A 22009-nucleotide genomic window follows, 5' to 3' on the forward strand; every position below is an offset into this window, starting at 1 on the left:
GGTGTCGGCACCCGACTCGGCGACTGCGGTCGCCGACCGCCGGCTCGTGTTCGCGCTGTCGAACGCCATCGAGAACGCGGTCGACCACAACGACCAGCCGTCGGTCGAGATGTCCGTCGAGACGACCGACACGGCCGTCGAGATCCGCGTCGCCGACGACGGGCCGGGCATCCCGGAGCAGGAGCGCGACATCACCCAGCCCCAGCACGGCAGCGGCCTGGGGCTCTGGGCAGTCAACTGGGTCGTCGAGAGCTTCGGCGGGAATCTCGCGTTCGAGACGCCGGAACGGGGCAGTGGCGTCGTGCTGTGGCTCCGCCCTCAGTAGTCGACGAGCGGGTCCTGCGCCCAGAACTCGCTGTCCTTCCGCAGCTTCGGCACCCAGGTGTCCGCGTCCCGAGCCAGCAGGGCGACCCGGGAGCTCGGCACGTCCTTTATCTCGTCGTGCTCGGGCATGTGGGCGGCGACGTCCTCGGCGAACGCGAGCACGTCCTCGTGGTCGGGCATCGCTGACCGGTCGAGCCGGCCGCGCGAGTGACCGACGTGCATGTACGCCTTCAGCTCCACGAAGTCCGGCCTGGCGCGCCGGTAGAACGCGGCGTACCAGTCCGGGTCGCGCATGTTCTCGCCGTTCACCAGCGTCGTCCGCAGGACGGTGCGGGTCTCGTCCTTCGCCGCGAGTACGTCCATGGTGTCGACGAGGCGCTCCCAAGCGTCGTCCTCGACGGCCTTGACCACGTTGTCGAACGTGTGCCGGTCGGGCGCGTCGACGGAGACGTAGAGCTGGGTCGGGTCACAGCGCGCCAGCATCTCGGGAGCGGTGCCGTTCGAGACGAGGAAGGTCGTGATGTCGCGTGCGTGGAACTCGTCGATGAGCTCGGGCAGGTAGGGATAGAGGGTGGGCTCGCCGTCCAGGCTGATGGCGACGTGTCGCGGCTCCATCGCCTGCTCGAACACCTCGCGGGGGACCTCGTCGTTCCCGCCGTACCCCGCGAGCAGTTCGCGCTGGAGCTCGAGCGTGGCGTCGGCGACCGCCGCCGGGTCGTCCCACTCCACGTCGCCCAGCTCGTAGGCGTGACCCGCGTGGTCGCGCCAGCAGAACACGCAGCGCTCGTTGCACTTGACGACCGGCGTCATCTGCATGCAGCGGTGGGACTCGATGCCGTAGAAGGCGTACTTGTAGCACTTCCCGTCGCCCGTCAGCGCGTTCTTCGTCCAGCCGCAGGTCTGGGCCGCGGTGTGGTTGACGCTGTGGTAGTCCGGGTCGTCAACCTGCATCGGGCCGTCGGACTCGCTCATTGCACGGGTCGACGGGTTCCAGTCCTAAAGAATCCGTTCCCTCGGCACGCCGGGGGCCTCGGACCGGTCGGAGGGAGAGTTCATGTGACGGCGTGACGTACGTCGACGTATGCTCGTTCGAACGCTCCTCGGACTGCTCGGGCTGGCGGAACTGCTCGCGCCACGTCGGTTCGTCGACTTCTGGATGCGGCTCGCGACGACGTCAGAGGACGTCGAGCTCCGACGCTGGGTGTACACTGCCGCGCGGCTGGAGGGGCTGGCCATCCTGCTCTGGCTGCTGACCCGCGGCGACGACGACTCCGGCGAGGCCGTCGCCGTCACGGCCGAGACCTGATATCGCATTCAGAAACCCCTTTACAGTCGCCAGCGGTACGTGGCGGTATGTTCATCGCCGTCCGCGAGGAGGTCGCGGCCGCCATCGAGGACGCCCTCGACGCGCTCGACCTTCCGACAGACGACCTCGGCATCGAAGAGCCGCCGGAAGACGTCGACGCCGTGCTGGCGTCGAGCGTCGCCTTCCGGCTGGCCGGCGAGGTCGGCGCACCGCCGCCGAAGGTGGCCGCCGACATCGCCGACGGGATCGACCCCGACACGTTCGAGTACGTCGGCGCGGTCACCACGCAGGGCCCCTACGTCAACTTCCTGCCGAGCGAGGCGTACTTCGACGCGACGCTGTCGGCCGCACAGGACGAGGACTACGGCCACCTCCCCGACCGCGACGAGTCGGTCGTCGTCGAGCACACCTCCGCGAACCCGACGGGACCCGTCCACGTCGGCCGTGCCCGCAACCCCATCGTCGGCGACGCTGTCGCGAACGTGCTCGACTTCGCCGGCTACGACGTCGAACGCCACTACTACGTCAACGACGCCGGCCGCCAGATGGCCGTGTTCACGTGGGCCTACGAGACGTTCGACGAAGCGGACCTCGGCTCGGAGCCTGCACGCGACCGCATCGAGTACGACCTCGTGCGCTACTACCGCAAGGGCAACGCGTTCCTCGAAGATGGCCCCGACGAGGAGGTCGAGGCAGCCGAGGCCGCGATACAGGGCATCATGCAGGGCCTCGAAGCCGGCGACGAGGATACCTTCGAACGCGTCAGCGAGGTCGTCGACCAGGTGCTCTCGGGGATGCAGGAGTGCCTCGCACGCCTCCCCGCCGAGTTCGACCGGTTCGTCAAGGAGAGCCAGTTCATGTTCGACGGCTCAACCGACGACCTGGTCGACCGGCTCAAGGAGCTCGACGAGGCGGTCTACGAGGAGGACGCCTGGCAGCTCGACCTGAGCGAGTACGGCATCGACAAGCAGCTGGTGTTCCTGCGCTCGGACGGCACCAGCCTCTACACGACCCGGGACCTCGCCCACCACGAGTGGAAGTTCGAGAACTACGACCGCGCGGTCACCGTCCTCGGCGAAGATCACAAGCTCCAGGCCGACCAGCTCCAGCAGGCGCTCTCCCTGCTCGGCAACGACGTCGACCAGCTGGAGAACGTCATCTTCTCGTGGGTCAACCTCCCCGGCGGGCTCGGGATGTCCACCCGCGCGGGCACCGGCGTCGACCTCGACGACCTGCTCGACGAGGCCATCGACCGCGCCCGTGACGAGGTCGAGACCCGCATGGAGGAACGCATCCGCGACGACGACCTCACCGAAGCGGACGTCGAGCGCATCGCTCACCAGGTCGGCATCGGGGCCGTGCGCTACGACATCGTCTCCAAGCAGCCGACGAAGGCCATCACGTTCGAGTGGGACCAGGCGCTCGACTTCGAGGCCCAGTCCGCGCCGTACGTCCAGTACGTCCACGCGCGCTGCTGTGGTATCCTCGACGAGGTCGACTCCGTGCCGGAGGCGGTCGACGCCGGCGTCCTCGAACGCGAGGAGTCACGTGACCTGCTCCGTGTCATCGCGCGGTTCCCCGGCATCATCGACGAGGCCGCGGACGACCTCGAGCCCCACACCGTCGCGACCTACACTCGCGAGTTCGCGGAGACGTTCAACGCCTTCTACCGGGAGTGTCAGGTGCTCGGTGCGGACGACGAGGCCGTCCGCGACGCCCGCATCGCGCTGGTCGCAGCGGCACGGCACACCATCGCGAACGCGCTCTCGACGCTGGGCGTAGCTGCGCCGCGCTCGATGTGAGTTAGAACAGGGGTGCGGTCCACGCCATCAGACTTCCGCCGGCGAAGATGACCGCAGCGACGCCGGCGCCCAGTGCCAGTGCGACGAACAACAGTATCCAGGAGAGCGGAACCGAGTTATCGTCGTTTGCCATGGCCGATACTCCGACGTGGTGACCCATAACGGTTTCCAGTCGCCGCCGTCAGCCTACGTGTCCGACTCGGCGTCCGGGATGTCGATACGCGGCTGCCCACCGTCAGTCTCGGAGTCCGCGTCGATCTCGGAGATGGCCGCGGAGACGTCGTCCTCGCTCGCGGCGCTGGCGCCGCCCTGCTCGGTGTCGTCGCCGTCAGCATCGCGCTGGGGTGGCTGTGACTCGGACCGCGCGGGCGACTCCGACGCCCCCTCGAACGTCGGCCTGTCCTCGGGGTCCGCCTCGCCGACGAGCCGAGCCGCGAGGTAGCGGTACGCCCGGGAGGCGGGGCTCTTGGGGTCGTGGACAACCAGCGGCGTCCCCGCATAGACGCTCTCGCGTACGGTGGGGTCCTCGGGGATGGTCACCAGGAGGGGGAGGTCGAGCTTCTCGGCGATGCCCTCGTGGTCGATGTCGCCCGACGGATGCGTCCGGGTGAGAACGACCCCGGCGATGGTGCCACCGGCCCGGTCCGCCAGGTCGCAGGTCTTCTGTGCGTCCTGCACCGACGCCGGCTCGGGCGTCGAGACGAGCAAGACGGCGTCCGCCAGCCCGAGCGGGAGCACCGTCTCGTGGCTGACGCCCGCGCCGACGTCGAGGAGCACGTAGTCGAACTGGTCGCGGAGCTCCGCCACGACCTCGCGGAGGTTCTCCGTCTCGACGGACGCGTAGCTGTCGAGCCCGATGCCGCTCGGGACCGCCCAGATCCCGTCCGCGAGCTCGTACGTTGCCTCCGTCACGTCGGCCTCGCCAGCGAGGACCTGATGGAGTGTCGTGTCCTCGGGCGAGAGGCTCACGAATCCGGCCAGGTTCGCCATGCCCAGGTCGACGTCGACGATCACGACGCGGTTGCCTGCCCCCGCGAGGGCGGTGCCCAGATTCACCGTCGTCGTGGTCTTGCCCACGCCGCCTTTGCCGCTGGCGATGGCGTACACCGTCTCCTGCGTGTTCATGTGTCTGAACAGAGTCACGGACGACTAATAAAACATGAAGCCACGGCTCCGGCGTCGCGAGCAGGCGGCGATCAGCGCACGCCCCCGGGGGTCGCCGCGCACCCGCCTCGGCCACCGGGGGACCGTCGTCAGGTCACACCGCGTCTGGCCCCGGCTTCATGTAAAAACCGTGCGACGAGGCCACGCCGAGAATCACCCGCATGCGAGGGTCTGCCGGGCAAGGAACAGTTACTTACCGCCAGCGGGGCCTAGAACCTCCAATGAGTCAGCAGGAGGGCGAGGAGTCCGACCGCAAGAAGTACGAGTTCCGGAAGGTGATCGAGGAACTCGACGAGTACGAGGGGTCGGGCACGCAGCTCGTCACCATCTACGTCCCCGAGGACAGACGGATCAGTGACGTGGTCGCCCACGTCACCCAGGAGCACAGCGAGGCGTCGAACATCAAGTCCAAGCAGACCCGGACGAACGTCCAGGACGCGCTCACCAGCATCAAGGACCGGCTCCGGTACTACGACAACCCACCGGAGAACGGGATGGTGCTGTTCTCCGGTGCGGTGAACTCCGGCGGTGGCCAGACCGAGATGGTCACGAAGGTCCTGGAGGGCCCGCCCCAGTCCGTCGAGTCGTTCCGCTACCACTGCGACTCGGCGTTCCTCACCGAGCCGCTGGAGCACATGCTCGCGGACAAGGGCCTCTACGGCCTCATCGTGCTCGACCGGCGCGAGGCCAACGTCGGCTGGCTCCGGGGCAAGCGCGTCGAGCCCGTGAAGTCAGCCTCCTCGCTGGTTCCGGGCAAGCAGCGCAAGGGTGGCCAGTCAGCACAGCGGTTCGCCCGCCTGCGCCTCGAGGCCATCGACAACTTCTACCAGGAGGTCGCAGAGATGGCCAACGACCTGTTCGTCCCCGAGCGCCACGACCTGCAGGGCGTCCTCGTCGGCGGCCCCTCCCCGACGAAGGACGAGTTCCTCGACGGCGACTACCTCCACCACGAGCTCCAGGACAAGGTGCTCGGCAAGTTCGACGTGGCCTACACCGACGAGTCCGGCCTCTACGACCTCGTCGACGCCGCCGAGGACGTGCTCGCCGACGCCGAGATCATGGAGGACAAGGAGCTCATGCAGGACTTCTTCAAGCAGCTCCACGACGGCAACAAGGCCACCTACGGCTTCGAGCCGACCCGCGAGAACCTCGTCATGGGCTCCGTCGAGACGCTGCTCATCTCCGAGGACCTCCGCAAGGACGTCGTCACCTACGACTGCCCCGACGGCACCGAGGAGTACGAGCTCATCGACTCGCGCAAGAACACGCCCACCCACACCTGCGACGACGGCACCGAGGTCGAGGCCGAGGAGCGCGAGGACGCCATCGAGTTCCTCATCAACATCGCCGAGCAGCGCGGCACCGACACGAAGTTCATCTCCACCGACTTCGAGAAGGGCGACCAGCTCTACAACGCCTTCGGCGGTATCGCGGGTCTGCTGCGGTACTCTACTGGCGTCTAAAGCTGATTCTCCGGTCCGGAGACGGACCACACAAGACTTTTACAGGTTCTCGGGAGTCCTGAATCAATGCGACGGAGAACGGTGATTGCCGCCGGTTGGTCGCTTCTCGCTTCGGTCGGACTGGCCGGCTGTCAATTCCTCGGGCTCGGCCCAGACTCTTCGGAGTTCCACCTCGAAGCCGAGCCGGTGACCGAGTCGGAAATCTGCGAACAGGCGACAGAGCGACTGGAAGTACTTGGACCACCCGAGGAAGATGCAGCGAAGCGGGTCATCGCAGGAGAGGACAGCGCAATCGTCGATTTTACCGGGCGGAAGGAACTATATCTGGAGGGTCAGGACCGGTACCACCACGTCGAGATTCGACATCGAGACGGTGCTGACGACTACCAGCTCTCGCTGGTAGCGAGCGTCGACACGCGGGAAGCGATATGTGAAATCGTCCTCGACGATCTCGTTGCACAAATCGACCAGTCGACTACGAACCAGACCGTCCGAGAAGTGCTCCGTCAGGCGGCCGCGAACGGCCAGTTCGAAGCCGCGCCGATTAACGAGTCAGCAGCTGAGACGTACCGATTCGTCTCCGGTCTCACCGTCGATAGGGGATTTCATCCGATATATATCCGGATTGACAGTGAATACTACGAGTTGGACTACCAGTACGACTCCGGCGAGTGACCACCCACCAACTGTAAGTCGGTCCACACCAACCCTGTTGACTGAATGGTCGACGAGCTGGCACGGACGTTGCACTGGCGCAGCGACCTGCTCGCGTTGCTGGTCGAAGAACCGCTGGACAAGCGGGCCCTCGAGGAGCGCGTCGACGCCTCGCGCTCGACCGTCGACCGTGGTATCCGCGACCTCGAGGCGGTCGGGCTGGTCGAGCGGACGAACGGCGGCTACGCGGCGACGGTCTCGGGGCGGCTCGCCGCCGAGTCGCGGGCCGCACACGTGGCGGAGCTCGACGGCGTGGACCGTGCCGGGCCGCTGCTCGACCTGCTGGCGGACGACGGCGACCTCGGCCGCGAGATGCTCGCCGGTGTCGAGGTCGAGCGAGCCGAACCGCCGTCGCCGGCCGCGCCGCTGGACCGGTTGAAGGACGTCATACGTCGGTCGGACCGGTATCTGGGGATGTCCGCGATGGACACCGGGACGGGGTTCGGCCAGTTCTTCCACGACCAGGTTGTCGAGGAGGGACTGGACCTCTCGTTCGTGTTCACCCGCGAGATGGCCGGTCATCTGGAGTCGAACCTCGGCGACAAAATTCCCCCGATGAAACAGGCCGGCTTCGAGATGGGCGTGGTCGACCACCTCCCATTCGGCCTCGGCGTGGGCTTCGCCGACGACTGGGCCGTGGCCGTGGTGCTCGTCTACGGCCCCTCGTCCAGACTCGCCGGCATCCTGTTCAACGAGAACCGGGCCGCCGTCGAGTGGGCGACCGGGCTGTTCGACAGGTACAGCGCGCGTGCCGAGACTGTTCCCCCGTAGTCCGTCGACGACCCGCCCTGTCTGCCGCCGCATCGCGCGGCACTGGTCGCTATGACGAGTGTCGAAGTAGCCTTACCTTCCGACGAGGACGCTCACCGGCCGAGTTCTGGTACAAAAAACTTTGTCAACCCATGAGCTGCTCGAGTTGACTGCGGCGACGGCCGATGGCGACCGCCGGCTGCAGGCTCGTGTCCGCCTGCAGCTCCTCGAGGACGAGCATCGGGTCCACTCCGCGGTCCTCGACGTGCTCGAGCAGCGTCTCGATCTTCGACCGGTTCAGCGCGAGCGAGGAGAGCAGGCCGACCACGAGCGCCATCTCCACGGCCGCCTCCTCGTCGACCGCGAACGCCTCGCTGACCGCCGACAGGTCGGCGTCATCGTCGGGTGACTCGACGGCGAACACGTTCAGACAGGACGTACAGATGGCCGCCGCAGAACCGTTCCCGGGCGCGAACTCCGAGACGTCGTCGGGGACGGCGAACGCGACGGTGTCGGAGCGACAGTTCGAACATTGCATACGCCCCACAAGGCGGGGATACCTCTAAAATCTAGGCCGGCGTCAGTCCGCGCTGACGGCCTCTCGCTCGCGCTCCGCCTCGGCCTCGAGTTCGTCCTCCTCGGCCTCCTTCTTGTCCTTGATCTTCTTCATGCGGAAGATCTCCTCGCGCTCTTGCTCCTCGAGCTTCTGCTCGATGAACTCCTGGTTCTCCTTGAGCTCGGGGAGGAGCTTGAACTCCAGCGCGTTGACACGGCGCTTGGTCGTCTCGATCTCGGTGAGCATCTTCTTCATCGCCGTCTCGACCTCCGCGGCGAGGATGATGCTCTCCAGCAGTTCCTCGTAGGCCTCGGCGGCCTCGTCGATGCGGGCGGACGTGCCCAGGACGCCGTAGCCACGCTCGCCCAGCGACTTCTTCACCTTCGAGGACTCGATCTGCGGGACGACGACGCCCATGATGTTGTTCGACTCGGTCGTGATCTCCGGGTGCTCCTTCAGCGCGGCCGCAGCCCCACGGACCGCGACGTCGCCCTCCATGGCCCGCGCCATGTTGATCTTCTTCTGGGCGGTGTCGTAGTCCGACTCCAGGTTCGAACGGACGTCCTGTGCCTCGTCGAGGATGTCCATGAACTCCATGATGAGGCCGTCGCGCTTCTGCTCCAGCGTGTCGTGGCCCCGCTCGGACAACTCGATGCGGTCCTCTATCGCCATCAAGTTCTTGCGAGTGGGCTTGACGTCCTTGGCCATTAGGTGAGGCTTGCGCGGCCAGCCTGTTAACCCTTTACGATTGTCCCCGTACGCGTGCGTACCGTGTGTGGAGGTGTTCGGGACGCGGTTCGACCTCGGTCGGACCGGTGAAGCAGAAGAGGTATGCTTCCACCCCACAGCACCACGCATTGATGGAACAACATCCGTCTCCGGAGATGGACACGGTCCCCAGTGTGACGGGACCGCGATTGCAGGGGGTCCTCGTGGACCACGCCATCGCGTGGGCTCTCATCGTCGCAGTCGCTTTCGTCGGCGTATTCCTCGTCCCGGACCCGACAGCACTCACGGGCATCCTCTTCCTTTCAGGCGTGCTGTACGTGCCCGTCTTCTTCCTCTACAAGACCGGGATGGAGGCGATCTACGGACGGACCCTCGGGAAAGCTGCTCGCGGGATAACCGTCCGGAGTTCGGATGGGTCCCCGTGTACCTGGCGGGGAGCCGTCGTCAGGAACGTCCTGCTCGTCGTCGACTTCGCCCCGACCATGTACCTGCTCGGCTGGTACGTCGCACGGCGGTCTGAGACGGGCCAACGGGTCGGCGACATCGCTGCGGACACCGTCGTCGTCCGTCAGGCCACGTAACCCTCCAAGACGCACCGGTCAATCAGTTCGGATGCCGTCCGGACGGACCTATCCCAGGAACAGGTCGGCCAGGTCGCCGTCGGAGACCCCCTCGTACAGCTCGGCGTGGTCGGCCCGCCTGTGCTCTACGCGCTCATCCAGTCCGAAACGAGCGAGAGCGAGGTGCTGGACCGCGCCGACGCGGAACGGCAGGTCAGAAACGACACCGACGACGGCGACAGCCGGCGGTGACCGGACCCACCGCTGGTCGGCCGTCGAAACGGAGAGAGAGTAGAATCCCGAGTTCAGGCCTCGACGGCCTCTGCGTCTTCCTGGTAGTACTTCTCGATGAGCTCCTCGTCGACGCGGTTGAGCTCCGTCTTCGGGAGCGTCGAGAGGAGGTCCCAGCCGATGTTCAGCGTCTCGTCGATGTCGCGGTTCGTGTCGAAGCCCTGGTCGATGAACTCGGACTCGAACTGGTCCGCGAAGTCGAGGTACTTGTTGTCACGCTCGGACAGTGCCTCGCGACCGACGATGTTCACGAGGTCGCGCAGGTCCTGGCCCTCCGCGTACGCGGCGTAGAGCTGGTCGGAGACGCCACCGTGGTCCGCACGGGTGAGCCCCTCGCCGATACCGTCGTCCATCAGCCGGGAGAGGCTGGGCAGGACGTTGATCGGCGGCTTCAGGCCCTGGCTCTCCAGGTCGCGGTCCATCATGATCTGTCCCTCGGTGATGTAGCCGGTCAGGTCCGGAATCGGGTGCGTGTCGTCGTCACCCGGCATCGTGAGGATGGGGATCTGCGTGATGGAGCCCTCGACGCCCTTCAGGCGACCGGCGCGCTCGTACAGCTGCGCCAGGTCGGTGTACATGTATCCGGGGTAGCCACGGCGACCCGGGACCTCCTCGCGTGCGGCACCGATCTCGCGCAGTGCCTCACAGTAGTTGGTCATGTCCGTCAGGATGACGAGCACGTGGTACCCCTTGTCGAAGGCGAGGTACTCGGCGGTCGTCAGCGCCAGTCGCGGCGTGACCGTCCGCTCGACTGCGGGGTCGTCCGCGAGGTTCATGAAGACGACCGAGCGCTCCAGCGCACCGGTGCGCTCGAAGTCGTCCATGAACTCGTTCGCCTCCTCGGCGGTGATACCCATCGCGCCGAAGACGACTGCGAACTCGGAGCCGCCGTCCTCGTCCTCGCCCTCGTCCTCCTCCGGCACGGTCGCCTGCCGGGCGATCTGGAGTGCGAGGTCGTTGTGCGGCAGCCCGGACGCCGAGAAGATCGGCAGCTTCTGGCCGCGCACCAGCGTGTTCATGCCGTCGATGCCGGAGATACCCGTCTGGATGAACTCCTCGGGGTACTCGCGAGCGTACGGGTTGATCGCCGCGCCGACGATGTCCCGACGCTCGTCGGGGACGATGTCCGGCCCACCGTCGATGGGGTTGCCGGAGCCGTCGAGCACCCGCCCGAGGAGGTCCTCGGTGACGGGCATCTTCATCGTCTCGCCCATGAAGCGGACGGACGAGTTCGTGTCGATACCCTCGGTTCCCTCGAACACCTGGATGGCCACGAGGCCACTGCTGGATTCGAGGATCTGACCGCGCTTGATGTCGCCGCTCGGGGTCTCGATCTCGACGATCTCGTCGTAGCCGATATCCTCGTCGACCTCGGCGAACACCAGCGGACCGCTGATCTCCGTGATTGTCTGATACTCCTTCATTGTTAGTACAGCTCCCGGAGCTGCTCCGTGATGTCGGCCTCGAGCTCGTCGGTGAACTCCTCGGCCTCCTCGTCCTCAGTCGTCGCGATGCGGTTCAGCTGCGGTGCCGCGTCGATGTTCTGGATCTCCTCGACCGGCACGCCGGCGTCGAGCGCCTCGAACGCCTCGTCGTTGAAGTGCTTGATCGCCGTGAGGATACCGTAGGTCTTCTCCGGCGGGCAGTACTGGTCGACCTCGATGAACGCGTTCTGCTGGAGCCACGCCTCACGCAGGTAGCGCGCGACCTCGAGCGTCAGCTGCTGGTCCGGCGGCAGCGCGTCCTTGCCGACGAGCTGGACGATCTCCTGGAGCTCGCCCTCCTCGTCGAGGGTGTCGACGGCCCACTGCCGAACCTCGGGGTAGTCCTCCGCGACGTTCTCTCGGTACCAGGGATCCAGCTGATCCTGGTACAGCGAGTACGACTCGTTCCAGTTGATGGCCGGGAAGTGCCGACGCTCCGCGAGGTCGGCGTCCAGCGCCCAGAACGTCTTGACGATACGCAGCGTGTTCTGGGTGACCGGCTCGGAGAAGTCACCGCCCGGCGGCGAGACTGCCCCGATGACCGAGATGGAGCCCTCCGTGCCGTTGATGTTCTCGAAGTAGCCGGCCCGCTCGTAGAACTGCGAGAGGCGCGCGGCGAGGTACGCGGGGTAGCCCTCCTCGCCGGGCATCTCCTCCAGCCGGGAGGAGATCTCGCGCATGGCCTCGGCCCACCGCGAGGTGGAGTCGGCCATCAGCGCGACGTCGTAACCCATGTCGCGGTAGAACTCGGCGATGGTGATGCCCGTGTACACACAGGACTCACGCGCCGCCACCGGCATGTTCGACGTGTTGGCGATGAGGCAAGTCCGTGCCATCAGCGCGTTCCCCGTCTGCGGGTCCGGCAGCTCGGGGAAGTCGTCGATGACCTCCGTCATCTCGTTGCCGCGCTCGCCGCAGCCGATGTAGACGACGATGTCCGCGTCCGAGAACTTCGCCAGACTCTGCTGCGTGACTGTCTTCCCGGAGCCGAACGGGCCCGGAATCGCGGCCGTCCCACCCTTCGCGAGCGGGAACAGGCCGTCGAGGATGCGCTGGCCGGAGACCAGCGGCGTCGTCGGGGTCTGCTTGTCGGCGCTCGGTCGCGGCCGCCGGACGGGCCACTCCTGGCGCATCTGGATCTCCTCGCCGCTGTCCAACTCGGCGACCGGCTCCTCGACGGTGAAGTTGCCGGCCTCGATGGCCGTGACCTCGCCGCCGTCGTAGCCCGGCGGCACCATGACCTTGTGATCGATGGTGACGGTCTCCTCGACGACACCGACAACGTCGCCGGGTTCGACCTCGTCACCGACCTCGACTTCCGGCTGGAACTCCCAGGTCTTCTCCAGGTCGATACCCGGCGCGTCGACACCGCGGTCGAGGAACGCCGAGTCCATCTTCTCCTGCAGGACGTCGAGCGGGCGCTGAACGCCGTCGTAGATTGTGTCCAGCATGCCCGGCCCGAGGTCCACGGAGAGCGGCTCGCCCGTGTTCTCGACGGGTTCGCCCGGCGCGACCGCCGAGGTCTCCTCGTACACCTGAATCGTGGACAGGTTCCCTTCGATTTCGATGACCTCGCCCATCAGGCCCTCGTCACCGACGTAGACGACGTCGTTCATCTTGGCCCCGAGGTCCGTGGCGGTCACGACCGGACCGCTCACGCTCTCGATGACGCCGTCCTCGCGAACGGCCTCCGAATCTGTTGCTTGGCTCATGTATCAGTCTTCCTCCATCAGGTCGATGCCGATGGCTCGTTTGATCTGTTCGCGCAGTCCGCTGCTCCCGGCGTCACCGCCGACGGTCACGAACGTCGGCTCGACGCTCGTGTCGACGATGCTGCGTGGTTCGCGCGAGAGGTAGTCGAGGTCCTCCGCGTGCATCACGACGATGCCGACCTCCTGGTCCCGCGCGACCGACCGGACGGCGTCGTCCAGCTCGTCCGACTTCTCCTCCGGCGTGATGTTCTCGAACTTCCGAACACCAGCCAGCCGGAATCCGGTGGTGAACTCCGGACTGCCGATGACGGCTATCTCCTGGCTCATATCGTGACCAGCTCCGCTTCGATCTCGTCCTCGTTCAGTCCCGCCTCCTTGCCGCGTGCGATGGCGCGGATGTTGTCGGTCTCCCGCTCCTTCGCGATGATGTACGCGAGAACCGGGGTTACCGATATCGGGAACGAGTTCGAGAAGTGGTCCGCGTACTCCTGTAGCGCCGCGTCGAGCGCGTTCTCGAACCCGATGAGGCTCTCGGCCTCCTCCAGCTCGTTGAGCGCCGCGGACAGGTCGTCTCCGTACGCACTGTCGCGGATTCGGGCGACGAGTTCGTCGGTGTTCGTCACCAGCTGGGTCAGCTCGTCCGCGTCGAACAGCCGACCGCCCTCGATGAAGTACTCCGCGGGGTCGATGTCGGCCCCGCTGCGCGAGAGCCGGAGCGCGTTCCGGACGTTCCGGAAGTCGATCTCCGCCTGGAGGAACTCCAGGTAGAGCGCTGCCGGACTGTCGACGTCCGTCACCCGCCCGGCGTCGTCGAGCAGGTGCTCGTAGAACGCGCGGTCGACGGCGTTCTCGAGCGGGACGAGTGCCTGCGTCTCCTGGTACTGCTCCAGTGCCTCGTCCAGCCCGGGCCCGAAGATGGTGCCCGAGCAGAGCTCGACGATGCCCTCGATGTCCTGCACCTCGAGGAGCCGTGCGAGGAACGCGTCGTCGAACTCGCCGGCCCGGATGAGGTCGGCCTCGATCTCCTCGCTCGCCGAGTCGGCGTACACGCCGCGCAGAATCGTCTTCAGGTTCCACGCGTCGAACTTGCGCAGGTACGCCGCGAGCTGGTCGTACAGCTGCCCACCCGACCAGTCGAGGATGTCCTCGAAGTGCTTCGCGAGGTTGCGGTTCAGCGCGTACTCGATGAGGTCGACGCCGCTGTAGCGGGAGCCGAGTGCGTTCATCTCGGTCTCGTACTCGGACTCCTCCATGTAGCGGGCGATCTCACCGGTCCCCATGCGGACGAGCTTGCGGTAGTCCTCGTCGTCGTAGAGCTTCGCACGACGCGCTCTGACCCGGGCGTTGACGTACTCCGGATTGGAACCGCTGTCGCTCTTGCTCATTGCTCGTCGAACAGTCGGGTGCTGATTTCCTTGAGTTCGTCCTCCCAGACGTCCTCGACCACCGAGTCGAACGTGTTGTTGACTCGGAGGCGGCTCTCATCACTCTCGACGACCACGCCGCCGAGGCAGTCGTACTCGCCGGCCCACTCGTAGCCGTCGTAGTCGGCGAGTATCTCCTCGACGAGCGCCTGGTCGTCGGCGCGGCCGTGGACGAGGACGCCGTCGGCGTCCTCGAACTCCGTCGCGGCGTCGTCGAGCAGCGCACGGGTCAGCTCCTCGCGGTCCTCGCCCTCGAGGTCGACGATGGCCTCCTCGACGGAGTCACGGACCGATTCGAGCACGTCCCGGCGCGCCTCGAGGCGCATCTGCTTGGCCTCGAGCTTCGCGCTCGACAGTTCGCGTTCGCGTTCCTGTTCGACGTTCCGTTCCGCCCGGCGCTCGGCCGCTTCGAGGGTCTCCTCGGCGTCCGCCTCCGCCGCCTCGACGAGCGACTCGGCCTCCGCTTCGCCCTCTCCGCGGATTTCCTCCGCACGCGCGCGGGCTTCCTCTCGTATGTCCTCAACGACTGTTTCCAAGGTCATTGTAAGAAGGGGGAACGGTTTAGACGAAGAGCGCGACGAGCGCGAAGATCGCCAGGGTCTCCGGCAGGACCGTCAGGAAGACGGCGATACCCGTACTGATGGAGTCCTCGGCGAGTGCGCCGACGGCGGCTGCACCGATACCACGCTCGGCGTACCCTGCGCCGATCGCTGCGAGGCCGATACCGATCGCGGCGGCACCCTTCTGGGTGAGCGCGGGCTGGGCGTTCCCGTTGAGTACCTCCTCCTGCATCGGCAGGAAGTTTGCGACACTGTCCATTGTGAGCATACCGGCGTCGGCGAGAGCTTCGAACATGATTTCGTGTACCTCCGAACAGGTGGTACTTCACCCTACGGCCTTCATAAAACTTCCCAAAAGAAACCGCCGAAATCGCCGCTCTAAACGCTAATTGGCGGGTTCCAGGGGGATTATAGTTTCGATTGGCGGTGGCTATCGGCGCAAGCGAACAGGAAGAATCGTGAGGAAAGGCCGCGGCTCAGTCCTCGGTCGTGAACTCCCGCTCGTAGCCGAACGGGTCGAACGTCCGACCATCGCCGTCGTAGAACTTGTCGAAGAACTCGACGTACTCGAGACGGATTCCCTGCAGGCCGGCGCTGGTGATGCCGAGCAGGAGCACGGCGAAGTGACCCACGACGAGGATGACGACGCCGATGAGCGCCATCGCGATGCCGCCGTGGAGCAGCCCGCCGAACATGATGTCGGCGACCTCGTAGTGGTGGTACTCGATACCCGTCTGGCTCGGCATGCCGCCGGTCCCGAAGTGCCAGGCACCGTGGGAGTCCTCCCAGGCGCCGAAGAACAGGAGGTTGACGACGAACGCCATCCCCGCCTTCGCCAGCAGCACCGCGGCGAGCCGGAAGTACGAGAGCACGTTGACGAGCACGTTGACGCTCTCGAGCGGGCCGACGACCAGCCCGGGCACGCCCATGTGCTGGAACTCGCCGTAGGTCATCACGACGAGGCCGAGCGCGAACATCCCGAGGCCGAGGAACGCGGCGGATTCGGGCAGTCCGGTGTAGCCGAGGTTGTAGGCGGCGCCCTCACCACCGAGCGTGTTGAACAGGAACGACGGCTTGATTCCCTCGGCGGCCGTGCTGAGGATGGCCAGCCAGAGCCCGAGCATCATCGTCAGCCACGAGAGGTCCTCGTAGAGGACCTCCTCGATGCCGTGGCTGAGGTTGTTGACCACGCCCGAGAAGTACCCGAGCGTCATGTGTGCCAGCCCGGCGAGCACGCTGACGAACAGCCACGTCTGGGCGTACCGCGAGTAGGTCGGCTGCAGTCCCTTGTGCATCGGTGGCTTGCCGTTGAACAGCACCTCGCCGAGGACGTGTAGTCCGAATATCTCGCCGTACAGCACGCCGAACAGCATCGTGAACGCACCGGCCCAGATGCCGATGCCACCGAGCGCGCGGATGGCGTCGCTGTCGAACCGGCTGTACATGAAGAAGCCGGCCGCTGCGTAGAGAATCCCGTAGCCGAGGTCCCCGATCATGAACCCGAAGAACGCCGGGAACGTGAGCATGATGAAGAACGTCGGGTCCAGCTCGTCGTAGCTCGGGAGCCCGACCATCTTCGTCAGCAGCTCGAACGGCTCCGCGGGGCCGACGTTCTCCTGCATCGTCGGCGGCGAGTCGTTCATCGTGACGACGCCGCCGTCGGTCGCGGCCGTCTTCCCGGAGCTCTCGCCCTCAGGCGCGACGTGCTCGGTGCTCGTCGCCTGGCCGTCGCGGTACTTGGCGCGCTCGATCTCGTCGACGTCGACGCGGTCCCCGACCACGTCGGCGAGCTCGGCCTTCAGGTGGTCGACCTCCTCGGTCGGAATCCAGCCCTCGGCGACGAACGCGCTCTCGGTCGTCGCGAACTGGAGCGGCGCTTCGGACTTCTGGACGTCGATGGTGAGACGCTCCTCGGCGGCCAGCAGGAAGCCCGCGGCGTCGAGTCGCAGGTCGCCGATCTCGTCCTCGATGGTCGAGAGCTTCGACTCGAGCTGCTGCTTGCGGTGGCGGAGCTGCTCGATGTACTCCGCAGCGTTGCCCTCCGCGTCCGGAACCTCCGTCCGCGTGAAGCTCGCCTGCACGAGCAGGTCGTCGAGGATGCTCTCACGTGCGTTGGACTCGGGGTAGGCGAAGACGGCGACGAGCTGGTCTCCGGTCTCGATGTCGAACGAGCGGATCGCCTTCGAGTCAGCGAGCACGCGGCGCACTGCCGCCGGGTCGCCCTGACCGACGGCGACCTCCAGCGAGTCGTAGCCCGAGAGCAGGTCCAGGGGAACGCCGAGCGCCGTGAACGGCTCGACCTCGTCGATCTCCTCCTCGACCTCGCGGAGCTCGCTCTCGACCTCGTTCCGGCGGTCGTCGAGGTCGTTGGCCTCGGTCCGGATCTCCTCGAGCTCCTCGTCGAGCGCCTCGTCGGTGACGATGCGGCTCGGTCCGGCTTCGTCCCGGTCGACGTCGAGGATGCTCTCGAGGGAGCGGACCGTCACGAGCTTCTCGGACGCGTCGTCCGCGTCCGAACGGGGCGTCCCGTTGTCGAACCCCTCCCAGGAACCGTCGTAGTCGCTCAGGTGGACCCGGTTGAGGTCGTGTACCGTCTCGATGACCGGGTCCATGACCGCCTTGGACCCCGTCACCGAGACCTTGCTCATCTGCTCAGGTCTGAGCATGTACCTCCTCCTGGAAGGTCTCGAGGACGTACGCGACGACGTCGTCGACGCGACCGTCGGCGCGTTCGCGAAGCTCCTCGCGCTCGGCTTCGCCCTCCTCGAGGATGCGGTCGCGTTCCGCCTCGATTTCTTCTCTGGCCTCTTCGAGCCGCTGCTCTTCGAGCTCGCGTGCCTCCTCCTCCGCCTCCTGACGGATCTCGTCGGCGCGCTTTCGAGCCTCGGCGATACGGTCGTCGCGGTCGGCCTCCGCCTCGGCGACGATCTCGTCGGCCGCTGTCTCGGCCTCCTTTATTTCTTCGAGAACCTCTGGCCTCGGCATGGATTGAACAGTCGAGAGTTTACACAGCGCCTATAAGGTAGTTGCGAAAGGTGTCTGCCGCGTGGACGGCCGATTCGCGTCGTCACGACAGAACTTTGTGCCGACGTTCCCAAGCCCCGCCAATGGGTATCCTCGAAAACAAAGCGCGGGCGCGCCTGTTCTACAAGTATCTCTCGCAGGTGTACGACAAGATCAACCCGTTCATCTGGAACGAGGAGATGCGGACCGAGGCTATCGGGATGCTCGACATCCAGGCGGACGACCGTATCCTCGACGTCGGCTGTGGCACCGGCTTCGCGACCGAGGGGCTGCTCGGCCACGAGAACGTCGACGAGGTCTGGGGCCTCGACCAGTCGCCACACCAGCTCGAGAAGGCGTTCGCCAAGTTCGGCCGCACCGGTCCCGTCCACTTCAACATGGGCGACGCCGAACGGCTCCCGTTCGCGACGGACAGCTTCGACATCATCTGGTCCTCGGGCTCCATCGAGTACTGGCCCAACCCGGTCCGGGCGCTCCGGGAGTTCCGGCGCGTCGTCAAGCCCGGCGGGCAGATACTCGTCGTCGGCCCGAACTACCCGAAGACGACCATCATGCAGAAGGTCGCCGACGCCATCATGCTGTTCTACGACGAGGCGGAGGCCGACCGGATGTTCAACGAGGCCGGCCTCGAGGACGTGCGCCACCGGCTGATGGGGCCGAGCTACGACCCGGATGTCGCCATCACGACAGTCGCACGCGTGCCCGGCGGAGAGGACGAGGTCGCAAGTACCCCGGCCGAGGAGCCCGAACCCGACATGGCCGGCGACCGCGGTGCCGGTAGCGACAACGTCGAACCCGACGAGGAGCCCGAACCCGACATGGCCGGCGACCGCGGTGCCGGCAGCGACAACGTCGAACCCGACGAGGCAACCGACTGACCGGTCGCAACCGACCGGACGCTGGCGACGACCCGCCCCTCGACCACGAGCGTCACGACGACGACATCCCGAGGAGAGAGCGTCGGCGCGTTCGTCCCCGCGATCACGAAGCTCGCCGATTCGCCCGCCGTCCAGCGCTGATCGGCCGCCGCGTTGAACGGGCCGGTCGGGCCGGAGACGAACCCCCGCGCGGAGAAGAACGGGACGGGGGGCTGCCGCCGTAGTTTCTCGCCGTCGACCGTGACGACGAGCTCCAGCTCGTCCACGTCGATGGCCTCGCCCCCTCGGTGGGTGACGATGATTCGGCCCGTCGAACCATCCGCCCTCACGTCCACCGTCGCCTGCGGGGGTGCCGTCTGCTCGGCCGCGAGGTCGAGCGCACCGACGGCGACGACGCTCGACGTGACGACTGTGAGCGCGAGCAGGAGGGCGATTCCGACGACCGGGCTGACGGCGCGAGCGGCGAGCACACCCGGTCTGGGCGCGTCATCCGACAAGAAGGTCAGGCCGCGACGGTGGCGTTCGTCGTGCTGGCTGGTCGCTGGAGGACGACCGTCCCGTCGGGCGTCTCGACGGTGACGGTGTACTCGTCGGACGGCTGGAGTATCCAGATACTGCCGCCGCCGCCGGTCTGCCCGACCAGCTCACCGTCGACGTACACCTCGGCGGGGACTGCGTCCCCGGTCAGTGCGTTCGTCGCGACCAGCTTCGCCGGGCCGCCGTTCGGCGTCAACTGCATGGAGACCGTCGTCCCGTTCTCCGTCACGGTCTCGACGCCACCGCGTGGCAGGTCGCTCAGCCTGAGCGACTGGTACTCGCGGTAGATCGCTTCGGTGCGGCCGTCGTTGTAGAGCCGGATGTCCCCCTGGTCGTGGGAGTTCACGTAGACGTTCGTGCCGTCCGTCGTCTCGTCGAGGTCAGCGTCGAAGGTAGTGGCGTACGGATACCGACTGTTGAGCAGGTCGAGGAACTCGTTCAGGCTGTACGTGTTCGCCCCCTCCTCGTAGTTGTCGAACCGGATCGCCTCCCGGTAGTAGTCGCGGCTGAAGCGGGACTCCGACAGCGCCTGCAGCACGAGTCCCGCCTCGGACCCGCGGACGTGGACACGAACCGGCGTGTCCGCCTGTCCGCTCAGCGCCTCGCTGACCTGGGCACGGATCGGTGTCTGGAGTTCGCCAGCCCGACGCCGGAGGTCGTCCGCGTTGAAGTCGGCCCCGTCTTCCTCGAGCTGGGTCGCGGCCGCCCCGATGGTCGACGCGCTCGAGTGGATCACCGCGAGGCGGTGCAGTAGCTCGCGCTCCGATATCTCCCCGTTACCGTACGCCAGGAGCACCGCCCACTCACGGTCCCGGAGCTCGGAGATGGCCTGGTTGAGTCGCTCGACCTCGGCGTCCGCGATGGCCCGTCGCCGGGCGGCCGACCCGGCCCGTTCGACGCGGACCGAGAGGTACTCGAAGCGGAGTCCCTGGTCGATACGCTGTCCGGTCACGGCGACGGTGCTCGCGAGGTCCATGCCCGGAGTCGAGTAGTTCGAGCGGCCAGCCGCCGTGATGTCGAGTCGTCGTGTCGTGTTGTTCGCCTGTATCGTGACGACCGTGCCGCTTCGCTCGGTGGTCGCTGCGGGCGCGTCCCCGCCCTGGCCGGCCGCGAGCGGGGTGGCGGTGCCGCCGACGCCAGCCACCGACGCGACCGGCGCGATGGCGAGGAGGGTGAGGAGGAGGGCGAGCGTGAGACGCGTCATCGCAGGCACGTACACGGTGGGGATACAAAAAGCGGTCGAACTGGCCGCTCAGGGGACACTCGGGTGACAGCGAGACGGGAGAACGGGTGAGACCGTTCATAACGCCGTCTGACGTTTTATCAGGATGGAAAGCGTTTTTTCCTATGAGGCTCCACGTCCAGGCGTATGCGGTCACTCTCCGCGTTCGCCGTCGCCCTCCTCGCACTCTCCCTCGTCGCCGCTCCCGTGGTCGGCGTGCCCAGCGGCGGGGCCGGTACTGCCGCCGAACAGGGTGACCGGCCGGGCGTTCAGGCCGTCGACTCGCACTCGTTCGAGGAAGCGAGCCCCGCCACCGTCTTCGAGGTGAACGTGACTGCGTCCGGGGACGCCCGGTGGTCGATCACCTACCGGTACGTGCTGAACTCGTCGAACGAGACCGAGGCGTTCGAGCGCTTCGGCGAGGACGTCGCGACCGGCACCACCGACGTCGGGTTCTCGCCGCAGATGTTCCAGCGGTTCGCCGAGCGAGCGCAGGCCTGGACCGACCGGGAGATGACGATCGAGGCGGCCGGCTGGGAGGAGGTCCGGGTTCGGGAACGGCCGGAACCCGCGGACACGACCACCACGACGGCGACCGGCACGACGGCGACCGGCACGGAGAACGGGACCACGACCTACATCGGCGAGCTGACGTACTCGTTCGTCTGGACGAACTTCGCGGCCGTCGAGGAAAACACGGTCGTCGTCGGTGACGTGTTCGGGACGGAGAACGAGACCTGGTTCAACCAGCTGTACGAGGACCAGCGGTTCGTCCTGAACAGCCCGACGAACTACGGTATCCGCGACTCTCCCGACGACAAGGGGCCGGACAACGGGACGCTGGTGTGGGACGGGCCAGCGACGTTCGAGCCGGGGTATCTGGAGGCGACGTACTTCGAACTCGCCTCCCCGAACACGACCACGCCGACCGGGCCCGGGCCCGGCCCGGAAGACGAGAGGCTGTCGCCGTTCCTGCTCGTCGGGCTCGTCGGCATCCTCGTCGTCGCGGCGGCCGGTGGCGCGTACATGTTCGCGAAACGCCAGTCCGAGACGCCGGCCGGCGGCGGCCCGGCACCGACGCCGAACGGCGGACAGGACGGGACCCTCGACGCCGACGACGGCGCCGACCCCACCGACGGCCCGTCCGGCGGTGCGGCGGCCGAGACGGCCGAGACCGAGCCGGACGGAGACGACGACGTCGACGAGGAGCTGCTCTCCGACGAGGAGCGCGTGCTCAGACTGCTCGACGACAACGGCGGGCGGATGAAGCAGGCGAACATCGTCAAGGAGACGGGCTGGTCGAACGCGAAGGTGTCACAGCTGCTGTCGGGCATGGCCGACGACGAGGAGATACGGAAGCTCCGCATCGGCCGGGAGAACCTCATCACGCTCCCCGACGAGAGCCTCGGTGAGTTCGACGACGAGCAGTGACGCCGCAGACGGCCGCAGAAACGGTTCTCGGTGGACGCCCGGTTTCGTAACCATTTACGTAGGGGGCAGCGTTAGCTT

Annotated in this window: 24 protein-coding genes and 1 pseudogene; 10 read left to right on the top strand and 15 right to left on the bottom strand. The window is 66.7% G+C overall.

Annotated elements, in window-relative coordinates; translation table 11 throughout:
- Position 1: 1 nt before the first annotated feature.
- Positions 2–325 carry an ATP-binding protein gene (locus BLT27_RS06670; RefSeq protein WP_175526406.1) on the top strand — a complete coding sequence of 108 codons (324 nt, stop codon included), beginning with the start codon at positions 2–4 and terminating at the stop codon, positions 323–325.
- On the opposite strand, the gene twy1 is transcribed toward BLT27_RS06670, so the two are convergent.
- Positions 319–1296, bottom strand: a complete 978-nt coding sequence (gene twy1, locus BLT27_RS06675; protein WP_089732269.1) for a 4-demethylwyosine synthase TYW1 — start codon at positions 1294–1296, stop codon at positions 319–321. The genes BLT27_RS06670 and twy1 overlap by 7 nt on opposite strands.
- A gap of 109 nt (positions 1297–1405) precedes the next feature.
- Here twy1 and BLT27_RS06680 point away from each other — a divergent pair, with 109 nt between their 5' ends.
- Entirely contained in the window at positions 1406–1630 is a 225-nt protein-coding gene (locus tag BLT27_RS06680) for a hypothetical protein (protein WP_089732270.1), read from the top strand.
- Between the two features lie 47 nt (positions 1631–1677).
- Positions 1678–3432 carry an arginine--tRNA ligase gene (gene argS, locus BLT27_RS06685; RefSeq protein ID WP_089732271.1) on the top strand — a complete coding sequence of 585 codons (1755 nt, stop codon included), beginning with the start codon at positions 1678–1680 and terminating at the stop codon, positions 3430–3432.
- 1 nt (position 3433) lies between these two features.
- On the opposite strand, the gene BLT27_RS20380 is transcribed toward argS, so the two are convergent.
- Together BLT27_RS20380 and minD are read right to left on the bottom strand one after the other, a co-directional pair.
- On the bottom strand, positions 3434–3565 hold the full coding sequence (locus tag BLT27_RS20380) for a hypothetical protein (protein ID WP_281241451.1): 132 nt from the start codon (positions 3563–3565) through the stop codon (positions 3434–3436).
- A 53-nt stretch (positions 3566–3618) separates the two neighbouring features.
- On the bottom strand, positions 3619–4557 hold the full coding sequence (minD, locus tag BLT27_RS06690) for a cell division ATPase MinD (RefSeq protein WP_089732272.1): 939 nt from the start codon (positions 4555–4557) through the stop codon (positions 3619–3621).
- A gap of 260 nt (positions 4558–4817) precedes the next feature.
- On the opposite strand from minD, the gene prf1 reads away from it, so the two are divergent.
- From prf1 to BLT27_RS06705, 3 genes are all read left to right on the top strand, one after another.
- Positions 4818–6059, top strand: a complete 1242-nt coding sequence (gene prf1 / locus BLT27_RS06695; protein WP_089732273.1) for a peptide chain release factor aRF-1 — start codon at positions 4818–4820, stop codon at positions 6057–6059.
- Positions 6060–6125: 66 nt separating this feature from the next.
- Positions 6126–6734, top strand: coding sequence for a hypothetical protein (locus BLT27_RS06700; protein ID WP_089732274.1), 609 nt, complete (start codon positions 6126–6128; stop codon positions 6732–6734).
- Positions 6735–6779: 45 nt separating this feature from the next.
- Positions 6780–7544, top strand: coding sequence for a helix-turn-helix transcriptional regulator (locus tag BLT27_RS06705; protein ID WP_089732275.1), 765 nt, complete (start codon positions 6780–6782; stop codon positions 7542–7544).
- A gap of 124 nt (positions 7545–7668) precedes the next feature.
- On the opposite strand, the gene BLT27_RS06710 is transcribed toward BLT27_RS06705, so the two are convergent.
- A complete protein-coding gene (locus BLT27_RS06710; protein ID WP_089732276.1) occupies positions 7669–8061 on the bottom strand; it encodes a DUF6276 family protein in 393 nt (130 codons plus the stop codon).
- Between the two features lie 42 nt (positions 8062–8103).
- The gene (locus BLT27_RS06715; protein WP_089732277.1) at positions 8104–8787 is read right to left on the bottom strand and encodes a V-type ATP synthase subunit D; all 684 of its coding nucleotides are present in this window, start codon (positions 8785–8787) and stop codon (positions 8104–8106) included.
- A 152-nt stretch (positions 8788–8939) separates the two neighbouring features.
- Here BLT27_RS06715 and BLT27_RS06720 point away from each other — a divergent pair, with 152 nt between their 5' ends.
- Entirely contained in the window at positions 8940–9389 is a 450-nt protein-coding gene (locus BLT27_RS06720) for an RDD family protein (protein WP_089732278.1), read from the top strand.
- A 105-nt stretch (positions 9390–9494) separates the two neighbouring features.
- Positions 9495–9620, top strand: coding sequence for a DUF8143 family protein (locus BLT27_RS20385; protein WP_281241452.1), 126 nt, complete (start codon positions 9495–9497; stop codon positions 9618–9620).
- Positions 9621–9673: 53 nt separating this feature from the next.
- Here BLT27_RS20385 and BLT27_RS06725 read toward each other — a convergent pair whose 3' ends face one another.
- The 8 genes from BLT27_RS06725 to ahaH all read right to left on the bottom strand — a co-directional run bounded on the left by BLT27_RS06725 (position 9674) and on the right by ahaH (position 17824).
- Positions 9674–11083 (bottom strand): ATP synthase subunit B, encoded by a 1410-nt coding sequence (locus BLT27_RS06725; protein ID WP_089732279.1) that lies wholly within the window; start codon positions 11081–11083, stop codon positions 9674–9676.
- A 2-nt stretch (positions 11084–11085) separates the two neighbouring features.
- A complete protein-coding gene (locus tag BLT27_RS06730; RefSeq protein WP_089732280.1) occupies positions 11086–12855 on the bottom strand; it encodes an ATP synthase subunit A in 1770 nt (589 codons plus the stop codon).
- A 3-nt stretch (positions 12856–12858) separates the two neighbouring features.
- Positions 12859–13182 carry a V-type ATP synthase subunit F gene (locus tag BLT27_RS06735; protein WP_089732281.1) on the bottom strand — a complete coding sequence of 108 codons (324 nt, stop codon included), beginning with the start codon at positions 13180–13182 and terminating at the stop codon, positions 12859–12861.
- A complete protein-coding gene (locus BLT27_RS06740; protein ID WP_089732282.1) occupies positions 13179–14240 on the bottom strand; it encodes a V-type ATP synthase subunit C in 1062 nt (353 codons plus the stop codon). Before BLT27_RS06740 ends, BLT27_RS06735 begins: the two co-directional genes overlap by 4 nt.
- Positions 14237–14821 (bottom strand): V-type ATP synthase subunit E, encoded by a 585-nt coding sequence (locus BLT27_RS06745; protein WP_089732283.1) that lies wholly within the window; start codon positions 14819–14821, stop codon positions 14237–14239. Before BLT27_RS06745 ends, BLT27_RS06740 begins: the two co-directional genes overlap by 4 nt.
- Positions 14822–14840: 19 nt before the next feature.
- Positions 14841–15071, bottom strand: coding sequence for a F0F1 ATP synthase subunit C (locus BLT27_RS06750; protein ID WP_245707653.1), 231 nt, complete (start codon positions 15069–15071; stop codon positions 14841–14843).
- Between the two features lie 244 nt (positions 15072–15315).
- Positions 15316–17505, bottom strand: coding sequence for a V-type ATP synthase subunit I (locus BLT27_RS06755; protein ID WP_089732285.1), 2190 nt, complete (start codon positions 17503–17505; stop codon positions 15316–15318).
- Entirely contained in the window at positions 17492–17824 is a 333-nt protein-coding gene (ahaH, locus tag BLT27_RS06760; RefSeq protein WP_089732286.1) for an ATP synthase archaeal subunit H, read from the bottom strand. The genes BLT27_RS06755 and ahaH overlap by 14 nt, the downstream gene beginning before the upstream one ends.
- A 122-nt stretch (positions 17825–17946) precedes the next feature.
- On the opposite strand from ahaH, the pseudogene BLT27_RS06765 reads away from it, so the two are divergent.
- Positions 17947–18567 (top strand): annotated as a pseudogene (locus BLT27_RS06765) (methyltransferase domain-containing protein); the annotation flags it as partial.
- Here BLT27_RS06765 and BLT27_RS20150 read toward each other — a convergent pair.
- Positions 18525–19211 carry a type IV pilin domain-containing protein gene (locus tag BLT27_RS20150; protein WP_245707648.1) on the bottom strand — a complete coding sequence of 229 codons (687 nt, stop codon included), beginning with the start codon at positions 19209–19211 and terminating at the stop codon, positions 18525–18527. The pseudogene BLT27_RS06765 and the gene BLT27_RS20150 sit on opposite strands and share 43 nt — an antisense overlap.
- A 32-nt stretch (positions 19212–19243) precedes the next feature.
- Positions 19244–20482, bottom strand: coding sequence for a DUF7096 domain-containing protein (locus BLT27_RS06775; RefSeq protein ID WP_089732289.1), 1239 nt, complete (start codon positions 20480–20482; stop codon positions 19244–19246).
- Positions 20483–20647: 165 nt separating this feature from the next.
- On the opposite strand from BLT27_RS06775, the gene BLT27_RS06780 reads away from it, so the two are divergent.
- A complete protein-coding gene (locus BLT27_RS06780) occupies positions 20648–21931 on the top strand; it encodes a helix-turn-helix transcriptional regulator (protein ID WP_089732290.1) in 1284 nt (427 codons plus the stop codon).
- Positions 21932–22009: the final 78 nt, after the last annotated feature.

Source organism: Haloarchaeobius iranensis (assembly GCF_900103505.1).
In the GTDB taxonomy this organism is placed as follows: Archaea; Halobacteriota; Halobacteria; order Halobacteriales; family Natrialbaceae; genus Haloarchaeobius; species Haloarchaeobius iranensis.